Here is an 18,061-nt window from a genome sequence, read left to right as displayed (position 1 = left end):
GCCATGATTCGTGATGCAACCGAACACGACCTGCCGGCGATTCGCGCCATCTACAACGATGCGGTGTTGAACACCACGGCGATCTGGAACGAGCAACCGGTGGACTTGGCTAACCGCCAGGCCTGGTTCAGTGCGCGCCAGGCCCAGGGCTATCCGATCCTGGTAGCCGTGGAAAATGACGAGGTCACCGGCTACGCCTCGTTCGGCGACTGGCGCCCCTTCGAAGGCTTTCGCTACAGCGTCGAGCACTCGGTATATGTGCGCAACGACCAGCGCGGCAAAGGCCTCGGTCCAGGGCTGATGGCGGCGTTGATCGAGCGCGCCCGCACCTGTGGCAAACATGTGATGGTCGCGGCCATCGAAAGCGGCAACCTGGCCTCGATCCGCCTGCACGAACGCCTGGGTTTTATCACCACCGGGCAAATGCCCCAGGTGGGTATCAAGTTTGGCCGCTGGCTCGACCTGACCTTTATGCAACTGACCTTGAACCCGGGCGCACAACCGCCCAAGGAGTGACATCGATGAGCGCTGCACAACTGCGTCGAGTCAATGCGGAAAGCTTTGCCCATTACCGCCGGGGCTTGATCGAGCTGTTGCTGGACGCGGTGCAGCATGGCGCTTCGGTGGGCTTCATGGCCGACTTCGATGAGGCCCAGGCCCGGGACTACCTGAGCAGCGTGCAAGCCGGTGTCGAGGACAGCAGCCTGCTGCTGTGGGTGGTGGTGCGCGACGAGCAGGTGATCGCCAGCGTGCAATTGGCGCTGTGCCAGAAAGCCAACGGCCTGAACCGCGCCGAGGTGCAGAAGTTGCTGGTGCACAGCAGCGCCCGTCGCCATGGCCTGGGCCAGCAATTGATGAATACCCTGGAACTCGCCGCGCGCCAGCACAAGCGTGGCCTGTTGTACCTGGACACCGAGGCCGGCTCCGGCGCCGAAGCCTTTTACCAGTCGCTGCGCTACACCAAGATCGGTGAGCTGCCCGACTATTGCCAAAGCCCGGACGGGCGCTACAGCCCGACCGCCATCTACTTCAAGACCCTGGGGCAACCTGCATGATTCCTGGTGAATATCAGATCCAGCCTGGCGAGATCGAACTGAATGTCGGCCGCCGCACCCTCACCCTCGGCGTAGCCAACAGCGGCGACCGGCCGATTCAGGTAGGCTCGCATTACCATTTTTTCGAGACCAATGACGCGCTGGAATTCGACCGAGCGGCCAGCCGTGGCATGCGCCTTAATATTCCGGCGGGCACGGCGGTGCGGTTTGAGCCGGGGCAGCGTCGGGTGGTGGAGTTGGTGGAGTTGAGTGGTGCAAGGCGGGTATTTGGGTTTGCAGGGCGGGTCATGGGCGACCTTTAGGGCCTCATCGCAGGCAAGCCAGCTCCCACAGTTGGAATGCATTCCCCTGTGGGAGCTGGCTTGCCTGCGATAGCGATTTCACATTCAACACCTATTGTTCAGGGCACACACATGAAAATCACCCGCCAAGCCTACGCCGACATGTACGGCCCCACCGTCGGAGACAAGGTGCGCCTGGCCGACACCGAGTTGTTCGTCGAAGTCGAGCAGGACTTCACCATCTACGGCGAAGAGGTCAAATTCGGCGGCGGCAAGGTAATCCGCGACGGCCAGGGCCAGAGCCAATTGCTCGCCCATGAAGTGGTCGACACGCTGATCACCAACGCATTGATCATCGACCACTGGGGCATCGTCAAGGCAGACGTTGGCTTGAAGAATGGCCGCATCCACGCGATTGGCAAAGCCGGTAACCCGGACATCCAGCCCGGCGTGACCATGGCCATCGGCGCCAGCACCGAAGTGATCGCCGGGGAAGGCATGATCCTCACCGCCGGCGGCATCGACTCCCACGTGCATTTCATTTGCCCACAGCAGATCGAAGAGGCCCTGACCAGCGGCGTCACCACCATGATCGGCGGCGGCACGGGGCCGGCCACCGGCACCAATGCCACCACCTGCACCTCCGGCCCGTGGCACCTTGCGCGGATGCTGCAGGCCAGCGATTCGTTCCCGATGAACATTGGCTTTACCGGCAAGGGCAACGCCAGTTTGCCCGAGCCGCTGATCGAGCAGGTCAAGGCCGGTGCTATCGGCTTGAAGCTGCACGAAGACTGGGGCACCACGCCCGCCAGCATCGACAACTGCCTGAGCGTCGCTGACCAATATGACGTGCAGGTGGCGATCCACAGCGACACCCTCAATGAGTCCGGCTTTGTCGAAACCACCCTCGCCGCGCTCAAGGGCCGCACCATCCACACCTACCACACCGAAGGCGCCGGTGGCGGGCATGCGCCGGATATCATCAAGGCCTGCGGTTTCCCCAATGTGCTGCCCAGCTCCACCAACCCGACGCGGCCGTTCACGCGTAATACCATCGACGAACACCTGGACATGTTGATGGTGTGTCACCATCTGGACCCGAGCATTGCCGAAGACGTGGCCTTCGCCGAAAGCCGCATCCGCCGCGAAACCATCGCCGCCGAAGACATCCTGCACGACCTCGGCGCGTTCTCGATGATCAGTTCCGACAGCCAGGCTATGGGCCGCGTCGGCGAGGTGATCACACGCACCTGGCAGACCGCCGACAAGATGAAAAAACAGCGTGGCCCGCTGCCCGGCGACGGCCCCGGCAACGACAATTTCCGCGCCAAGCGCTACATCGCCAAATACACCATCAACCCGGCGATCACCCACGGCATCAGCCATATCGTCGGCTCCATCGAAGTCGGCAAATGGGCCGACCTGGTGCTGTGGCGCCCGGCTTTTTTCGGCATCAAGCCCACGCTGATCCTCAAGGGCGGCGCCATTGCTTCGAGCCTGATGGGCGACGCCAACGCCTCGATCCCGACGCCGCAGCCGGTGCATTACCGCCCCATGTTCGCCAGCTTCGGCAGCTCCCTGCACGCCACCAGCCTGACGTTTATCAGCCAGGCCGCGCAGGCGGCCGGACTGCCCGAGGCCCTGGGCCTGAAGAAGCAGATCGCGGTGGTCAAGGGTTGCCGCGATGTGCAGAAAACCGACCTGATCCACAACGATTACCTGCCGGACATCGAGGTTGACCCGCAAACCTATCAGGTCAAGGCTGACGGTCAGTTGCTGTGGTGCGAACCGGCCGAGGTGTTGCCGATGGCCCAGCGGTACTTCCTGTTCTAGAGAATGGCGCTGATCGCTTGATCGGTCAGTGTCTGGTTCAAGGTGATCAGCTCGGCATTGATGCGGCCAAAGGTGTCATCGTAGTCTTGCTGGGGCATCAGTTGCCCCGGTTCACTTTCCGAAGCCGATCGGCCCAGGCGCCGGGCCGCCTGGCTGATGGTTTGACGCAGGGCCTGCCTCGCTCTCTCGGGGAGGTGGGCAGCGCCAGCCCATTGTTCCTGCGCGGCCTGATAGTCGATCAGTGCATCGAACTTTGCGGCAATCGGCGCGTAGTCAGCGGAATGAGCGCGCTGCAGAAAGTCGGTCCACATCGGTTGCTCCAGCAGGTTGCCACGCAGCAGTTCGCCTTGGTCCAGCAGTTGTACGCGGTTGAATGCCGTCTCGACCATGGGCGCCGTCACATAATCCTCGCGGAACATCATGCTCCGCGATTGCCAGGGCAGGTCCAGGCGGGTTGCCAGTGGCGTTGTGTACGCCAGGTAGATCTCGACTTCGTCGATATCGGCGATCACATTGCCGTGGGCATCGTAATGATCGACGCGTGCGCCTTGCGCGTCGTACTCCGGAAACTTGACGCCGTCGGCCTGCAGTTGGGACACGCGCTCATGGGCGATACGGCCCAACTCATCGAGCCGCCACTTGCCCCTGGCCAGGTTGAAGACAGCCTTGCGCACGGAGGCCACATCCTCGCTGAAGTACGCCGACCAATGCAGCACGGCAACGCCCATCGCATTGAACATCAGGGCTCCGGCGTCCACGCAGGCTGCGGGGTCCCTGGCCATCAGGAACAGTTGCTCGCGCAACTGGGCATCCTCGCCCATGGCCTCGAGCATGCGCCAGACCTTCGCTGTCAGCTCTGGCAACCACACACCGCTAGCGGCTGTCGCATCCCCCGAACGCCTGACGGCACGAAGAAGATTGAAAAAACCCTCGGAGCCAAACGACTCTTCCAACATGTCCCACAACACTTGCCTGGAGGGCCACTCCTGCGCCGAATAACCGGTTTTCCACTGCTGGCTGTCCAGCGCCCCTCTCTTGGGCAACTGGCGATCCGGATCGCGGCCGACGGCCTCGATGTACCGCTTGAATTGAGCAAGCAGCTCAGGCGTCAGCTCTTCACGGGTGAGGAAGGTTTTCGCCACAATCAGTGCCTTATCCGAGCCCGGCGCGAACTCGGGAATCCGCGCTATCGGGTTCTGCCGCATATCCAGAATGAAATTTTCCGGCCTGGGCACACGGAACACACTGGCAGGCCACTCCTCCAGGCTTGTGTCATTAAGCAGCAAGGTCTGTAAGCGCGGCATGCGCCCGACATCGGGTGGCAAGCCGAGTGGGTTCATGTCCAAAAACAACTCCTTGAGATGCACCCGATCTTTCAAGCGCAGGACGTCTTCAGGCGTCAGGACAATATCGTTGCCGCCCAAATGCAAGCGCTGCAGATGCGGCATGTGTTCGATGGCGGACGGCAGGCGTGTCAGTTGAGCAGCCTCGATCCCCAATCGACGCAGCCCGCGAAAGTTCGCGAGCAATGGCTGCACGTCCGCATCCGCCAGCTCCGAGCCTGCGGTTCCGACAATGCCCAGGTAACTGACATGGTCGAAGTCTGCGGTCAGCGCGGGCAAGGTCCGTAACTGCTGCGCCAGGTCCTCTTCCAACCATTCGATTTTCTGCCCCAAGAGCCGCCCACTTCTGTCGTAGTGCCGTGGGCCAACCTTTCGCCAGGCGTCATCCAGCGCTGCATAAATCTTGCGCCTGGCCCTTAGCATCTTGCGATGCTGTTCACCAAACGCCTCCATGCCCTCGGGTTGTGTGCTCAGCCATTTATGCAAGGTGGATTGCAGGGTCTTGTGCTCTTGCTCCAGCGCGCGCAGCCAGCTCAGATCCAGCGCGCCGCGCTCGTTGATCATGGCGAGCATTTCGTCCCGGGTGATCTCCGGGTACAGGCTGCGAATCCGTTCCCGTGTGATCCTCTCCCAATCAGTGCCACCCCGCCCGCTCAATGGATAGCCGCGACGCTCACCCGGCAACACGCTCGGCGGTCGAAAAAACGCCAGTTTTTCCGGCGACATGCCCAAGGCTTTGCGCAACGGTACTCGGCCTATTGCATGCTGCTTGATCAACCCCTTCAATTGCTCACCCTGGCCGACGTGGGGCACGCCAATCGCGTTGCGATGGGCATCGGTCAACGCATGCTGCAAAGCACCATAGAAACCATTGAGCCCATGCAGGTGCTGGCCGCGCTCATCAAAGGCTTGGTAGCGCCCATCCTCCACGCGCACCAGCACCTTGCGATTGCTCGCCTCCAGAGGGCCAAAGCTGGCGCGCAGCGGGCCTTCAAGCCGGCCTTCGCGAACTTCCAGACGCAGATTGTCCGACCAGCCGGGAAGCGCCGCCAGTGTGTTGAGGGCCAGGGTTTCGGTGTCTGGGCCGGCCAACGCGTCGAGGTACAAGCCTTCATACGCGAGGGTCAGGCGCATTTGCTGCTGCGCCCGGCGCGCCTTTTCAGCGAGGCGCAGGGGAATGCGCTTGGCGCGGTTCATCGTGTCGCGCTCGCTCGGCGTCGCGTCCACCAGCACTTCGCGCGCCAAAATCGTCGGCACGCCACTGAAGTCGCGCTGGATCAGCATAATCGCGGTGTCGGAGGGTGGCTGCTGCTCGACGTAGATACTCTTCATCAACCGCTCGCGCACCTCGATGGCCCTTTGTTCGAGTTTCAATCTCAGGGCCTCGGTTCTCGCCTCGGGTGTGCGGGCGGTGTAACTGCCCACCAGAGCATCGCGCTGAGGTTCGCTGAGCGCTTCGATAATGCGTATGGGCAACTGGCCGCTCATCAAATCGGCGCGGTGGACCTGCACGGTGTCCGCCGCCGCGGCCTGCTGATTACCGTATTTGATCGACGGCCCGCTCAACTCGGTGCCGGCAAATGCCTCGATCGCCTTGCTCGCTGGCCATCCCCGCAACTCCACCGCCAGGGATGCGGCATAGCTGCACAGTGCGCTGCTGAGCGAGCCCTGGCGAATGCCGTCGGCGACGTTCACCGCATCGCGATACGCCCTGAACTGGCGCAGGGTGTCGAGCAGGATCGCCGGTACCGCCTCGCCTTCCACATGCACGCGGCGCAGCACGTCCTCACTCACAGCCGCCACGCTGCGCGCCTGCTCCAACTCGGCATCGCTGAAGCCCTCCGTCACCGGGCCCAATCGCCGCATCAACGTGGCGCCTTCCCAGGTGTGCGGGCGTTCCACTTCATGGTTCCAGAGGCCAGCGCTGTTGCTCTTCAATATCGGTTGATAGGCCTCGGCACGTGTGGGATGGAGGATGCGGAATTGCTCGGTCAGCGGGTCTTGTTGCACGGCATAGCGTTTGCCCTCCAACGGCAGCACGGTCTGGCCGTTGTGCCGGTGCAGGCCTTGCTCATCCGCCGCCACTGAAGGGAGGGACGCGGTGTGCTCATAGGCCGACAAGTCGGGTTTCCAGAGCCGAGTCTTGCCACTGGGCAGGGTAACGGCCTTGAGCTGCTCGATAAACGGCGACACGGTGAAGTGCACCACGGCTGCCTGTACCGCCAGCGCCGCCAGGTTTTCCACCACGTCGGTGATGTGCGCCCAGCCCGCTTCGCGGTCGCCTTCGCTCAGCTCGATAACACCGTCGATGACTTCGTAAAGTAGTTGCCCGGCCATCGCCACAGCCATCACCACACCCAGCGGCGGCACCGCCATGGCCACCAGGTTCAGGCCGAACAGGCCGATACTCAGGTAATGCGCAGCGCGCAGTGAACGCGAGGCCTCATCGACATCGGCGGTGCTCACCGCACGATGCCGGGCGTTCTCGAACAGCCGCGTACGCAGGCTGCCCAGGCGATAGGTCCACAGGTCTGCAACTTGCCATAGGTCCGTCAGGGTGTGGGCGCGAATGTTGAATTCAGGGGCAGTGGCATGCACGCGCACGTAGGGCTGGGGTTCGCCCAGTGCCGAAGGCGTGGCAAAGGACGGAGAAGTCAGCAAGCGCCCCCACTCCGATCGCAAGGCCTGTGCACCAAACGGCTGGGGAGGTGCGTCCAGCACCAGTTCGGTCAGTCGTTTGTAGTAGTAGGCGCGGTCTTTGTCGGCAACGAACCGGGCAAAAAAATGCTGGTTCGGCGTAGCCTTCCAGCCTTGGGAGCGGTCAGCTTGCTGGGTGGTTTTCGCGCTCAGGCGCTCGGTCAAATCATTGCGAAAGTCATTGAAGCTTTCATACCGCTTGATGGGATGGTCGGGGTCATCGGGAATATAGACGATGACCCAGCAGGTGTAGCCAGGCTTGGCGCAAGTGTCGATGACCAGGCAATCGTGCACATGCAGGTTCATCAGGCTCAGGCTGCGATACCCGATGGGCTTACCGTCGCTGAGAATATGTTTTTCCCCGGCCGCCACCCGCATCAGCAGCGCGTGGTCGCTGTCGCCAATGTCGCCTTTGAGCAACGCCAGGTACGCCGCCGCCTTGAAGGCGGCTTTCTGATGCCGGACGTAACGTTCGCGCAGTTCGGCTTGGGATTTGGCGTCGTCAGGTTTCAACTGTGCCTTGAGGTGAGCCTGGTACTGCTTGCCCAGGTCCAGGTCTCGGCACAGCTGGGTGAACGCATGAATCTTCAGGGTCGTGGTGTGGCGCTCGAAATGATCGCGCACGTCCGGTTGGGTAATGAAACCTGAGGCGCTGTTGAAATAGCCCTCTCGAGTCTCCCGTTGCTCAAAGTTGCCGAGGGCAGCGTGCAGCAGGGAGAACGTTTTGACCCTGAAGCCACCGGTCTTCACGCCAAAGGCATCTTCGACCGGTACATACAGGCGCAACCAGGTTTGATTGACGTCCAGCTCATGGCCGATAGCCTTTAGCTTGGCTTCCAGCAAGGGTTGGGCAAACGCTTGCTCCGAGCGTATGTGACTGAAAGTTTTCTCCAGTTCGTTGAGCGACTCGCAACGGGCGTCCAGCAGCACTTTGAGCTGATCTTTGCGTGCCTGGGAAGCGGCGTCATACCAGCGGGGAATAGCCGGCGGCGTGTCCTTGAGGGCCTTGCGACGGGAGGGCGAACTGTTGACCAGGCAAGTGGGGATCGCCTGCTTGATCAGTTCGTAATGCTGGCCCTGCTCACCAGGAGGCGGGGTGGCGGGGTCGGTGACTTGAAGGTCCGGCATGGGATGACAACCTTTTCTTGGAAGAGGTTGTCATCCTAGGCGCGCCGTTTTTGCGGCTGGCGCTAACTAAATCAATGACCCGTTCAGAACTGCTCGCGCGGATTGAACGCAGCCTTTTGCGCCAGGGCCTCCCACAATGCCTTGACCTCATCATCCGCCGCCTTGGGCATGACGGCCTTGAGCTGGATGAACAGATAGCCGCGTTGCCCGGCCTTGTTCAGCAAACCATGGCCCTTGGCACGCATACGCTGGCCGTTCTGGCTACCGGCAGGCACCTTGAGGTTGATCTTGCCGGTGAGAGTCGGCACGGCCACTTCCGTGCCCAGCGCCAGTTCCCAGGGTGCCAGCGGCAGGTTGATGATCAGGTTTTCGCCGTCCACCTCGAACTTGGGGTGGGGTGCGAACTTGATGATCAGGTACAAATCACCATTGGCCCCGCCACCAATGCCCGGCGCGCCCTGGGCCTTGAGCCGAATGCGCTCGCCATCGGCCACACCGGCCGGGATCTTCACGTTCAGGCTTTTGGTGGTGTTGCTCACATGCCGACCGGAAGCATCGTACTGTGGCACCTGGAAGCTGATCTGCTTGGACTCGGTGGACAGGGTTTCCTCCAGGGAAACCATGAGCTGCATCTCCACATCCTGGCCCTTGCGCCCGGTAGGACGGCGCTGGCCGCCACCGAAGGCATCGCCGCGCGAACCGAAGATCGAACTGAAAAAGTCCGAAAAATCGCCCGCGTCCTGGCCGCCACCAAAGCCTCCACGGCTCTGCCAACCCGGTGGCCCCTGGAACGGCTGGCCATGCTGGCCGTATTTGCGCAGTTCATCGTATTCGGCGCGTTTGTCGGCACTTTTCAGCGCTTCATAGGCCTCGGACGCATCCTTGAACTTGGATTCGGCATCCTTTTCCTTGCTGACGTCCGGGTGATATTTACGCGCCAGCTTGCGATAAGCCGACTTGATCTCCTTGTCGTCAGCCGTCGGCTCGACACCGAGAATCTTGTAGTAGTCTTTGAAATCCATGGGGGCATCACCATCCGTTATCGATATCGCGCAGCCCGCCACACGGCACGCCATGGCTGGCAGCCTGGGAATTGATGTCAGGGCGCGTCATAAGTTAAGCGGCGGCACACAGACGTCATGCAATGGCTGTGTACCGCCTGGATATGCCCACAAGATTGGGGCAAAACGCCGCCTTTCAAGATGGGATAGCGCTATTTACGACGACGGACCGATTACCGATGCGGGTAGGATCAGGCGAACTGCTTTTTTATCATCCCCTCGGTGTACTGGTAGTCCATGCGCAGTTCGGTGCCCGCGGCGATAGCTTCTGTGGCGAAAAGAGCGTTGAGGATGAAGGGTTTGCGCTTTACCTGCGCCCCTGGCCCCACGCCCAGCCACATATCGGCCTCGACATCAAACCCCACCGTCTCGACGTTATAGCCACCTGGCGCCTGGCGCAGCGGCTTGCCGTTGTCGTCGTACTCAAAGTGGGTGTTTATCCGCGACAGAATATTGTCCCCCGACAAATGGATCGGCAGCTCCACCAGACTATTGCCCTGGGCAACCCTCTGGCTGCCCACCTTCATGGTGTAGGTCTGGCCGCCCTCGCCGAAGATACCCGACGGCAATACGGTACCGCCGTATACACCGACGATTTCCCCTTTGGCAATACGCCGGTTGGCCACCACCATGGACTGGCCGATCAACGCCTTTTCGCCCGGCACTTTCACATCCTGTGCCGTGAATGTGCGCAGTTGCAGTTGCGCTTCATAGCGTGCGCCGACGTGCTCATACCCTTCAAACTGAATGTAGGGTTTGACCTGCGCGGAGGTGTATTGGGTGCCGGAGTCCAAGGTCACTTGCCTTTCCAGGGAGCGGATACGGATCGGCCTGCCCTGGTAATCCCTGAGGGGGTACTTGCCATTGTTGGCGCGGATGTAACTGCCGACCGGATTAGGGTTGGCCGTGAAGTGCACTTCCCGGCGCATGTAACTGAGTTCGGCCGTGGTATAGGGCTTCACCGGCATGGATTCCGAAGCATCGACAAACTCATCGTCGGACCCCGGCTGCACCATCCCGCCCGCCAGGCCTCTACGTCGCCACACTCCATTGACATCAGGCTTGGCGACGATTGCGCTGCTGGTCAAACGCAAGGGGTTATCCGCCGCTTGTACCCATAACACGTAGTGCTCGCCATCGCCCGCATCGGGCATGCTCGCCACGAAGTAGCGCTTGCCATTAAAGTCGATGGCTTGCGCCTGAGACAGTTGCAGCCCGGGGCCGGCGCTTTCTACCAAGACTTCAAGGCTTGCCGTCGGAACCAGCGCCTGCGCCACTTCATCGCGACTCAAGCGTTCGATCAATTGCGCTTCTTCGATCTCGAACTGCGCCTGCAATGCCTTGACCTTGGTGTCGTAGCTGGCGCGAGGCAGTGTCCCGGCCTCGAAATCGCGCTGCAAGGCTTCCATTTGATCGTGATGGGGGTCGTTCTGTGCTTCAAACTGCGCACGGTATTTATTCGCCACATAGTCTTTCCAGAAGTCTCTGGCGAGCATGGCTTGCAACTCCTGGGCGGAGTTATCCAGGCTGAGCACCCGTAGGTAGGCCGCATCGAGCATTTCCTGGGTCACATTGCCGAAATGGGCAAACCGGGCGTGCTGTGGTTGACCGGGCAATTCAAGGCGATCCTTGAGCTCATGGCGATACGCCATGCGCACCTCAACCTCTTCCACGGCCCTCAAGGCCCTCTCACGTTGGGTGGGGGTCAAGCCCTCGCGTGCGGTGATCGCGGCTCTGCGCTGGTCGATATCCTCCAGGGCGATCTTTTCCAGCTCATCGAGACGGAACAGCCCCTTGGACAGCTTCAGCAGGGCCGCACCCTGGGTCGAGTCCAAAGCGAGCGCCTTGGCGTTGTGGGTCATCAGCAGGATCTCCAGGTTGCTGAAGGTCAATGCCGCCCGGTCACAGCAGGCCGCCCGCCCCGCCCACTCGAACATCTCCTTGCGCAACTGCTCGGACTCATTGCTGTTTTGCGTGATGCCATCGATCACCTCCCAGATGCGGCGCTGCAAGTCCTCAAGACCGGCGGGCGCTATTTCCAGGTCCCGGAGCACTTCAAAGAAGCCGTCCGAACCGGGTAATGCACGCAGGGTGGACCACTGGAGCCGGCGCTGCGCCAATTGCTCAGTGGAAAAGCCCGTGGACCAGCGCCGAAACGGAGCATCCGCGCCATGCAGCTCCACCGGGCCATCCACCGCACTCGTCACGCTGGCGACCAATCGATTGGCTGCTCGTTCTGTGGCGGTGAGCCGGTCGCCGTAGGCGTTGATGCGTTGACGCGTATCGGCGGACAGCGGGTTCAGGCCCAGGTCGGTGACCCGGGTGACCCGCAGTGTCTGTTCCAGTTGCTCATCCGACGGTGCGACCAGCGCATCGGGCAAGGTGGAAATATTGTTGCCTCGCAGGTACACCATGTCCAACAGGGGGAGCTCGTCCAACCCGGTAGGCCACGTATCGAGGCCGGTGGCCCCCATGCCCAACGAGTGCAGATTGGTCATTTGGCTGAAGTCCGGCGCCCTGCTCAGAGGGTTTGAATTGAGCACCAGAGCCTTGAGTGTGATGCGTGAGGAAAGTATCGCCGCGGAATCGGCAGTCAGGCGGATCCGGTTGTTTTGCAGGGACAAGCGGGTCAAGCCATGCATCTGCCCAACCGCCGGCGGTAACTCACGCAACTGGTTGTTCGACAAGTCGAGCCAGCGCACGCCGCGAAAACGCGCGAGGAACCCTTCCGGCGAGGTTCGCAGGTTCATATTGCTCAGTTTGAGCGAACCCACATGGCTGAAATCCGCATCCAGGTCAGGCAGGCTCGGCAGGTTCAGATCACTGAGGTTCAACTCAAGCCCGAAAGGTTCGCCATCATTGGTGAGCTGTTGCGGTGTGTCTTGCCTCCAGCAGCGCAAGATACGCTCCCAGGCATGGTGGCGGTCACGCAAAGACCCTGCGTCATTGGCACGCTCGCCGACACGCACATAGCGCTGGCGCTCACCACCGCCTGAAAACAGCCATCCGTTCAACTGCCGGAGCAGCACAGAATGCTCTTGCCAAAGGCGGTTCAGCTGCGCCTCAGCCCCTTCACCCCAGGACCAGATAAGCGCCCTGGCCTTCTGCACGGAGTACTCAGGGTACATGTACACCACCTTCTCGATGCGCGGATTTTTACTGTCGAAAGCGCCCTCAAGCGCCCCTTGCAACAGGTCGGGTCGAGACTGGGCCAGGTCCTGCCAGTACTTATCGAAGGTTTTCCAGTAATCGGGCGGGAAGCGATTATCCTCAAGCAAGGTGACATTGTTGATCCGTGCCACGGCTTCCAATTGATCCGCGGGCGGCACCAGGTTGTCCTGCGGTACCTGTTGCAGACGGTTCTGGCGCAGGTCGAGGCGCTCCAGCCCGGCCTGCTCTCTCAACCCCGACGGCCACCGCTCGATTCGCGTCCAGAATAGATTCAGCTCTCTTAAATGGGGCATGCCACTGAAGTCTGGCGTCACCCCCAATGGGTTACTCGACAGGTCGAGCACTTGCAGCGCATTGAGATCGCTTAACAGTCCCGCGCTGCGTTCGGTCAACTGCAGGCCGTTGGCGTGCAGCTTCAGCGACGTGAGCTGTTTCATGTCGCCAATCACCGCAGGCAGCTCGGTCATTTCGGCCCCCGTGATGCTCAGGCTGTTCAACTCGGTAAAGTTTTCGAGGAACAACGCACTGGAATGCCCACCCCATTTGACATTCGACAACACCAACTCCCGGACATGGTCGAAGCCCCCTTTTATGCCGGGCAAATCCACCCAATAGAGACTGTCCCTCGGCAGGCGAATGTGCAGTTGGTTCCCGGTCTCACGGCGCCAGCAGCGTTTGATCTCTTCGCTCACACGCCACTCCTCGCTGTAAGGGGCCAAGGCCCGCGGCCCCTTTGCTTGTGCCCAGACCTTCAAGGTTTTTTTCAGAGTGCGGTACTCCAACTCACGGCTGGCCAACTCGCCCCGCACGTCTGTGCCCAGCGACTCAATGAACGCTGTGACCTGTTCGTCGCTGAAGGTTGGAAACAACCGCCGTACCCGCTCCGCCGGGGAGCGAAGCACACTCCCTGCCGTCCTTAACAACTGTCGCACCCCAGGCGCGCCGCCCAACAGCCTGGCCATCGGGTCATAGTCAGGCTTACGCAACGGGTTCTCCTCCAGCACCGTGCGCAACGGTTCACGCGGTAACGGGCTGCGTTGAATCGTCTGCTTCAGTTCAGCGGCACTGCTCAGACCCAGGCGCTGGCGTTCATCGAGCGGCAATTGTTCCCATATAGCGCTGTAAAAATCGCCGGGCATGGAGGCTTGGAAGTCGCCGCGTTCCAGCAATACCAGCGTGCGTTTATGCGGAAAGTCAGGGGAGCCGATGGCATCCAGCACCGTGCCTTCAGCCGAATACTGACGCAGCTCGATGCGCGAGCCGCGGTGCCAGCCCGGCAGGGTTTCCAGGGTGCGCAAGGCCAGGCGCTGGCTGTCGAGGTGCGTCAGGGTGTCCAGGTGCAACCCTTCATAGGCACGGGCCACCCGGGTTTCCTGGGCACACCATCGGGCTTGCGTGGCCAGGGGCTCGGGCAAGCGGCGCGTGTTGCGAAAGGCCTGCAGTTGATCTGTCGTCGCCCCTTGCAACACACGCTCGGCGACCGCTGTGGGCAAGGCAGGATAGGTATCCAGCAAACGTTGTACATCGGCATCGGTCGTAGGGTTCAGCACTTGGTAGCGTTGTTCCAGCAACGGCCCCTTGAGGGTGTCAACGGCATCGCCGAGATAATGGCGCAGCTTGCCCGCGCGCACCTCCAGCGATTCCTCGGGGCTACCTGGAAACTCTTTGAGCAGCGGGTCGACACCCTGCAAGGTGTACAGCAACTCCCGGAGCAAACGGCCCTGGGCCATGGCGCTTTCGGTCACCACCATGACGCGCTTGCTGGCCGACGCCGGTGCATCAGCTGCCTCCCAGAGCACCTCGCCCTGAGGGCCGATAACTTTCAGCGCCACGTTGTCGGGCAGCAGGCCACGGCGCTGAAGCAGGTCAAATTGCAGCGCCGGTTCGGCTTTCGAGTACACCAATGGGTCGCTGCTTTTTATCTGCTCGACAAAGGTGGTGAGCTGTTGGTGCAATTGGAAGCGCTTGAGCGTGTCTTCCAGCAGCAACGGCAGTGGCTCGTGATGGACCGCGGCCTGGCGCAACACGTCGGTGTCGACGCCGCTGATACGCAGCGGGTCGGCCTGCTCGGCAAGCCCCAAGCGTTTGAGCAGGGTTGATTCGTCCCAAGTCAGCGGTTCTTCCAGCTCGTGGGTCCAAACGCCGTTGTGGTTGTGCTCCAGCTCCGGTGCATAAGCGTCGAGCCGCGTCGGGTGCTGAATGCGGTAATCGCCGGTGTGAGGGTCTTGCCTGACCTGATAATGCGCATCCTCGAATGCCAGCAACTGTTGACCGTCGTGGTTATACAGGCCCAGCGCGTTGGCCTTGGCCTCGGGCGCCGGTTTGACCGGCGACGCGTAGGGCGCGAGGTCAGGGTTCCACAGCACCTGCTTGCCGGACGGCATCGTCACAGGCTTGAGGTGGTCCACCGCGCTTTGCCATTTGATGGCGGGCAACACCTTGGCGCCGGTGGCAATAAACGCCACGTTCAACGCCACCGACGCAAAATGCGCCCACATTTGCCGTGGCTCGCCTTGCCCATAGGCTTCTATCCCTTCAAACACCTCGTAGCACATCTGCGACGCGCCCACGGCCAGCATGATAGGCCCCAGCCCTGGCACCACGAAGGCCGCCAGGTTGAACACGCTGACAGCGGCATCGAAAAAACTTTCCAGGCGCTCCAGCCGCGCCTTGCGGTCCTCGTCCTCGGTGGGTACGGCCACGGCCCGCGCATCACTCAAGATCTTGCGGATATGCGCCTGGCGACTGCGCTGCCAGAGATCACCGCTGAGGAGGAACTCGTCCATGGGCAAATGCACCAACGCCTTACGCAGCGGATAATCCGTCCCGCCGTTGTCATTGTCGGCGGGCTGGTACAACCGGTTGAAACGAGCGAAAAATCCGCCTTGCTCGCGCACCGGTACAAAGCGGCTGAAAAAGCGTCGATACGACGCGCTGTGCAAGCGCATGCGCAGGTCGACCATGAACTCGCCACTGGAGGCGTACTCCTTGACCGGCTGTTGCGGGTCGCCGGGTATGTACACCACCAGGCGCTCGGTACGGTCCGAATGTGCACGGTCTGGCCCGATCAGCAGCGGCCCCACCAGCACGCTGTCCAGTACCTTGAGGGCGGCATAGGTAACCGGCTTACCCGCAAGCTTCGGCGTGCCGGAACCGGCTACCACCTGTTTGAGCATCTGATAGGCATCGGCACTCAACGCGCCGTTTAACTGCAACCGGGCAATCTCGATGCTCAGCGCCAGTTGCTGGCGTTGATGCTCCTCAAGCACTTGCTCCAGCGCCTCGCGCTCCTGGGCGGCGTCGGGTTCGACCACCTCCTTGATGTGCTTGTGATACTGGGCGCCGAGGTCCAGGGAGCGGCACAGCTTGGCAAACTCATGGGGCTTGATCGCCACGGCGTGGGCGCTGACGGCCGCGAATGTCGCGATGATATGGGGGTTGTCGGGGTTCCAGCGGGTAATGAGTTGGCAATCGTTGCACGGCGATGGCTGTTCTTCATCGGCCTCGAAATTGGCCAGGGCCGCTTCCAGCAGGGAGACACCTCGGTAGGTGTGGGTCAGGGAGGGATCGTTTTGCTGGTCAAACACGAAGGCGCCATAAAAATCATCGCGAGCACCTTTGTAGGCATATTTGCGCACGAAGAACACATTGCGTACATCCAGCTCCAGGTTGAACTGCTTTTTGAGTGCGTCCTTGAGCGGCTGCTCGGCGAACGCGAGGATGTCGTCGATCTGGCCGAGATGCGCTTCGATTGAATTGAGGGTTTCGCGAAAACGTGTGTGCTGCGCGGCCAGGGCGGTTTTGTCCTGGTGAGTCGCGGCCAGGTACCAGGAAGGAATGTCCATCTCGTGCTGGCCCAGCTCTTCCTGGCGCTGGGTCGTGCCCTCCAGGAACCAGCTTGGCACGCGTTGTTTGAGGAAGTCGTAGTGCACGCCGCGCAGGTCGGCGGTGAAGGTTGCATCAGGCATAGCGGTTCATCCGTGAGCGGTAAAACCGCAGCCTAGCCAAACCCCGGCAGGCTCAAGACGTAGCTATGTAGCACGAATGCCGGTGGATTTACGGATCACCGGTCTACGCATCCGCGCGCCAGTGGCATACACTGCGCGGCCGTTTTTTGCCCGGAACCTGTGAGACATGAAAAACGCATCCCCAGCCCGTGCCTGCGGCATCGACTTCGGCACGTCCAACTCCACCGTCGGCTGGATCCGCCCCGGCGAGGAGACGCTGATCGCGCTGGAGGACGACAAGATCACATTGCCGTCAGTGGTCTTTTTCAACTTCGAGGAGCGCCGCCCGGTGTACGGTCGCCTGGCGCTGCACGAATACTTGGAGAACTACGAAGGCCGCCTGATGCGCTCGCTCAAGAGCCTGCTGGGTTCCAAGCTGATCAAGCACGACACCAGCGTGCTCGGCACCGCCATGCCCTTCACCGACCTGCTGGCCCTGTTTATCGGCCAACTCAAGAGCCGCGCCGAAGCCAACGCCGGCCGTGAGTTCGAAGAAGTGGTGCTGGGCCGCCCGGTGTTCTTCGTCGATGACGACCCGATGGCCGACCAGGAAGCGGAAAACACCCTGGTGGACGTGGCGCGCAAGATCGGCTTCAAGGACATCTCCTTCCAGTACGAACCGATTGCTGCTGCCTTCGACTACGAGTCCACCATCACCAGAGAAGAGCTGGTGCTGATCGTCGACATCGGCGGTGGTACCTCCGACTTCTCCCTGGTGCGCCTGTCGCCGGAGCGTCGTCACAACGACAACCGCCAGAGCGACATCCTCGCCACCGGCGGCGTGCACATCGGCGGTACCGACTTCGACAAACAGCTCTCGCTAGCCGGCATGATGCCGCTGTTCGGCTACGGCAGCCGCATGAAAAGCGGCGCCTACATGCCTACCAGCCACCACATGAACCTGGCCACCTGGCATACCATCAACTCGGTGTACTCACAAAAATCCCAGCTGGCCCTGGGCAGCATGCGCTACGACATCGAAGACACCGGCGGCATCGACCGCCTGTTCAAGCTGATCGAACAGCGCGCCGGGCACTGGCTGGCCATGGAAGTGGAAGAGACCAAGATCCAGCTCACCCAGGCAGACAGCCGCCACGTGCCGCTGGACCGCATCGAAGCCGGCCTGAGCGTAGACCTGAGCCGCGCGCTGTTCGAGTCGTCCATCGACAATCTGCTGGAACGCGTACGCGGCAGCGTCACGCAGTTGCTCAACGACGCCTCGGTGAGCGTGGCGCAAGTGGACACGGTGTTCTTCACCGGCGGCTCCAGCGGCATCCCGGCACTGCGCCACAGCATCTCGGCAATGCTGCCGAATGCGCGGCATGTGGAAGGCAATATCTTCGGCAGTATTGGCAGTGGTTTGGCGATTGAGGCGAGCAAGCGTTACGGTTGCTGAGTTGTAGCTGACACCGTGGCGCCCCCCTCCGACAGTAACCACGATGCGAAGCGAGCCGCTCTTGATCTTGATCTGCTTTTGATCTCAAG

The 18,061-nt window shown here is 61.5% G+C and carries 8 protein-coding genes; 5 read left to right on the top strand and 3 right to left on the bottom strand.

Annotated elements, in window-relative coordinates; genetic code table 11:
- Positions 1–3 precede the first annotated feature (3 nt).
- The 4 genes from QK296_RS19460 to ureC all read left to right on the top strand — a co-directional run bounded on the left by QK296_RS19460 (position 4) and on the right by ureC (position 3,169).
- Positions 4–516, top strand: a complete 513-nt coding sequence (locus QK296_RS19460) for a GNAT family N-acetyltransferase (protein ID WP_003188138.1) — start codon at positions 4–6, stop codon at positions 514–516.
- A gap of 5 nt (positions 517–521) precedes the next feature.
- Entirely contained in the window at positions 522–1,055 is a 534-nt protein-coding gene (locus QK296_RS19455; RefSeq protein ID WP_003188137.1) for a GNAT family N-acetyltransferase, read from the top strand.
- Complete coding sequence (locus QK296_RS19450) at positions 1,052–1,357, top strand: urease subunit beta (protein WP_282391196.1); 306 nt, start codon at positions 1,052–1,054, stop codon at positions 1,355–1,357. Before QK296_RS19455 ends, QK296_RS19450 begins: the two co-directional genes overlap by 4 nt.
- 111 nt (positions 1,358–1,468) lie before the next feature.
- The gene (ureC, locus tag QK296_RS19445) at positions 1,469–3,169 is read left to right on the top strand and encodes an urease subunit alpha (RefSeq protein WP_003188133.1); all 1,701 of its coding nucleotides are present in this window, start codon (positions 1,469–1,471) and stop codon (positions 3,167–3,169) included.
- Here ureC and QK296_RS19440 read toward each other — a convergent pair.
- The 3 genes from QK296_RS19440 to QK296_RS19430 all read right to left on the bottom strand — a co-directional run bounded on the left by QK296_RS19440 (position 3,166) and on the right by QK296_RS19430 (position 16,537).
- Entirely contained in the window at positions 3,166–8,337 is a 5,172-nt protein-coding gene (locus tag QK296_RS19440; protein ID WP_282391195.1) for a DUF6543 domain-containing protein, read from the bottom strand. The genes ureC and QK296_RS19440 overlap by 4 nt on opposite strands.
- An 83-nt stretch (positions 8,338–8,420) precedes the next feature.
- Complete coding sequence (locus tag QK296_RS19435) at positions 8,421–9,359, bottom strand: DnaJ C-terminal domain-containing protein (protein ID WP_003188131.1); 939 nt, start codon at positions 9,357–9,359, stop codon at positions 8,421–8,423.
- Positions 9,360–9,589: 230 nt separating this feature from the next.
- On the bottom strand, positions 9,590–16,537 hold the full coding sequence (locus tag QK296_RS19430) for a DUF6543 domain-containing protein (RefSeq protein WP_057709621.1): 6,948 nt from the start codon (positions 16,535–16,537) through the stop codon (positions 9,590–9,592).
- A 166-nt stretch (positions 16,538–16,703) separates the two neighbouring features.
- Here QK296_RS19430 and QK296_RS19425 point away from each other — a divergent pair, with 166 nt between their 5' ends.
- On the top strand, positions 16,704–17,972 hold the full coding sequence (locus tag QK296_RS19425; protein ID WP_003188125.1) for an Hsp70 family protein: 1,269 nt from the start codon (positions 16,704–16,706) through the stop codon (positions 17,970–17,972).
- The last annotated feature ends 89 nt before the right edge of the window (positions 17,973–18,061 follow it).

This window comes from Pseudomonas sp. AL10 (assembly GCF_029960685.1).
Taxonomy (GTDB): Bacteria; Pseudomonadota; Gammaproteobacteria; order Pseudomonadales; family Pseudomonadaceae; genus Aquipseudomonas; species Aquipseudomonas lactis.
Note: the sequence above shows the minus strand (reverse complement) of the source record. Positions and strands in the feature narration are given on the sequence as shown.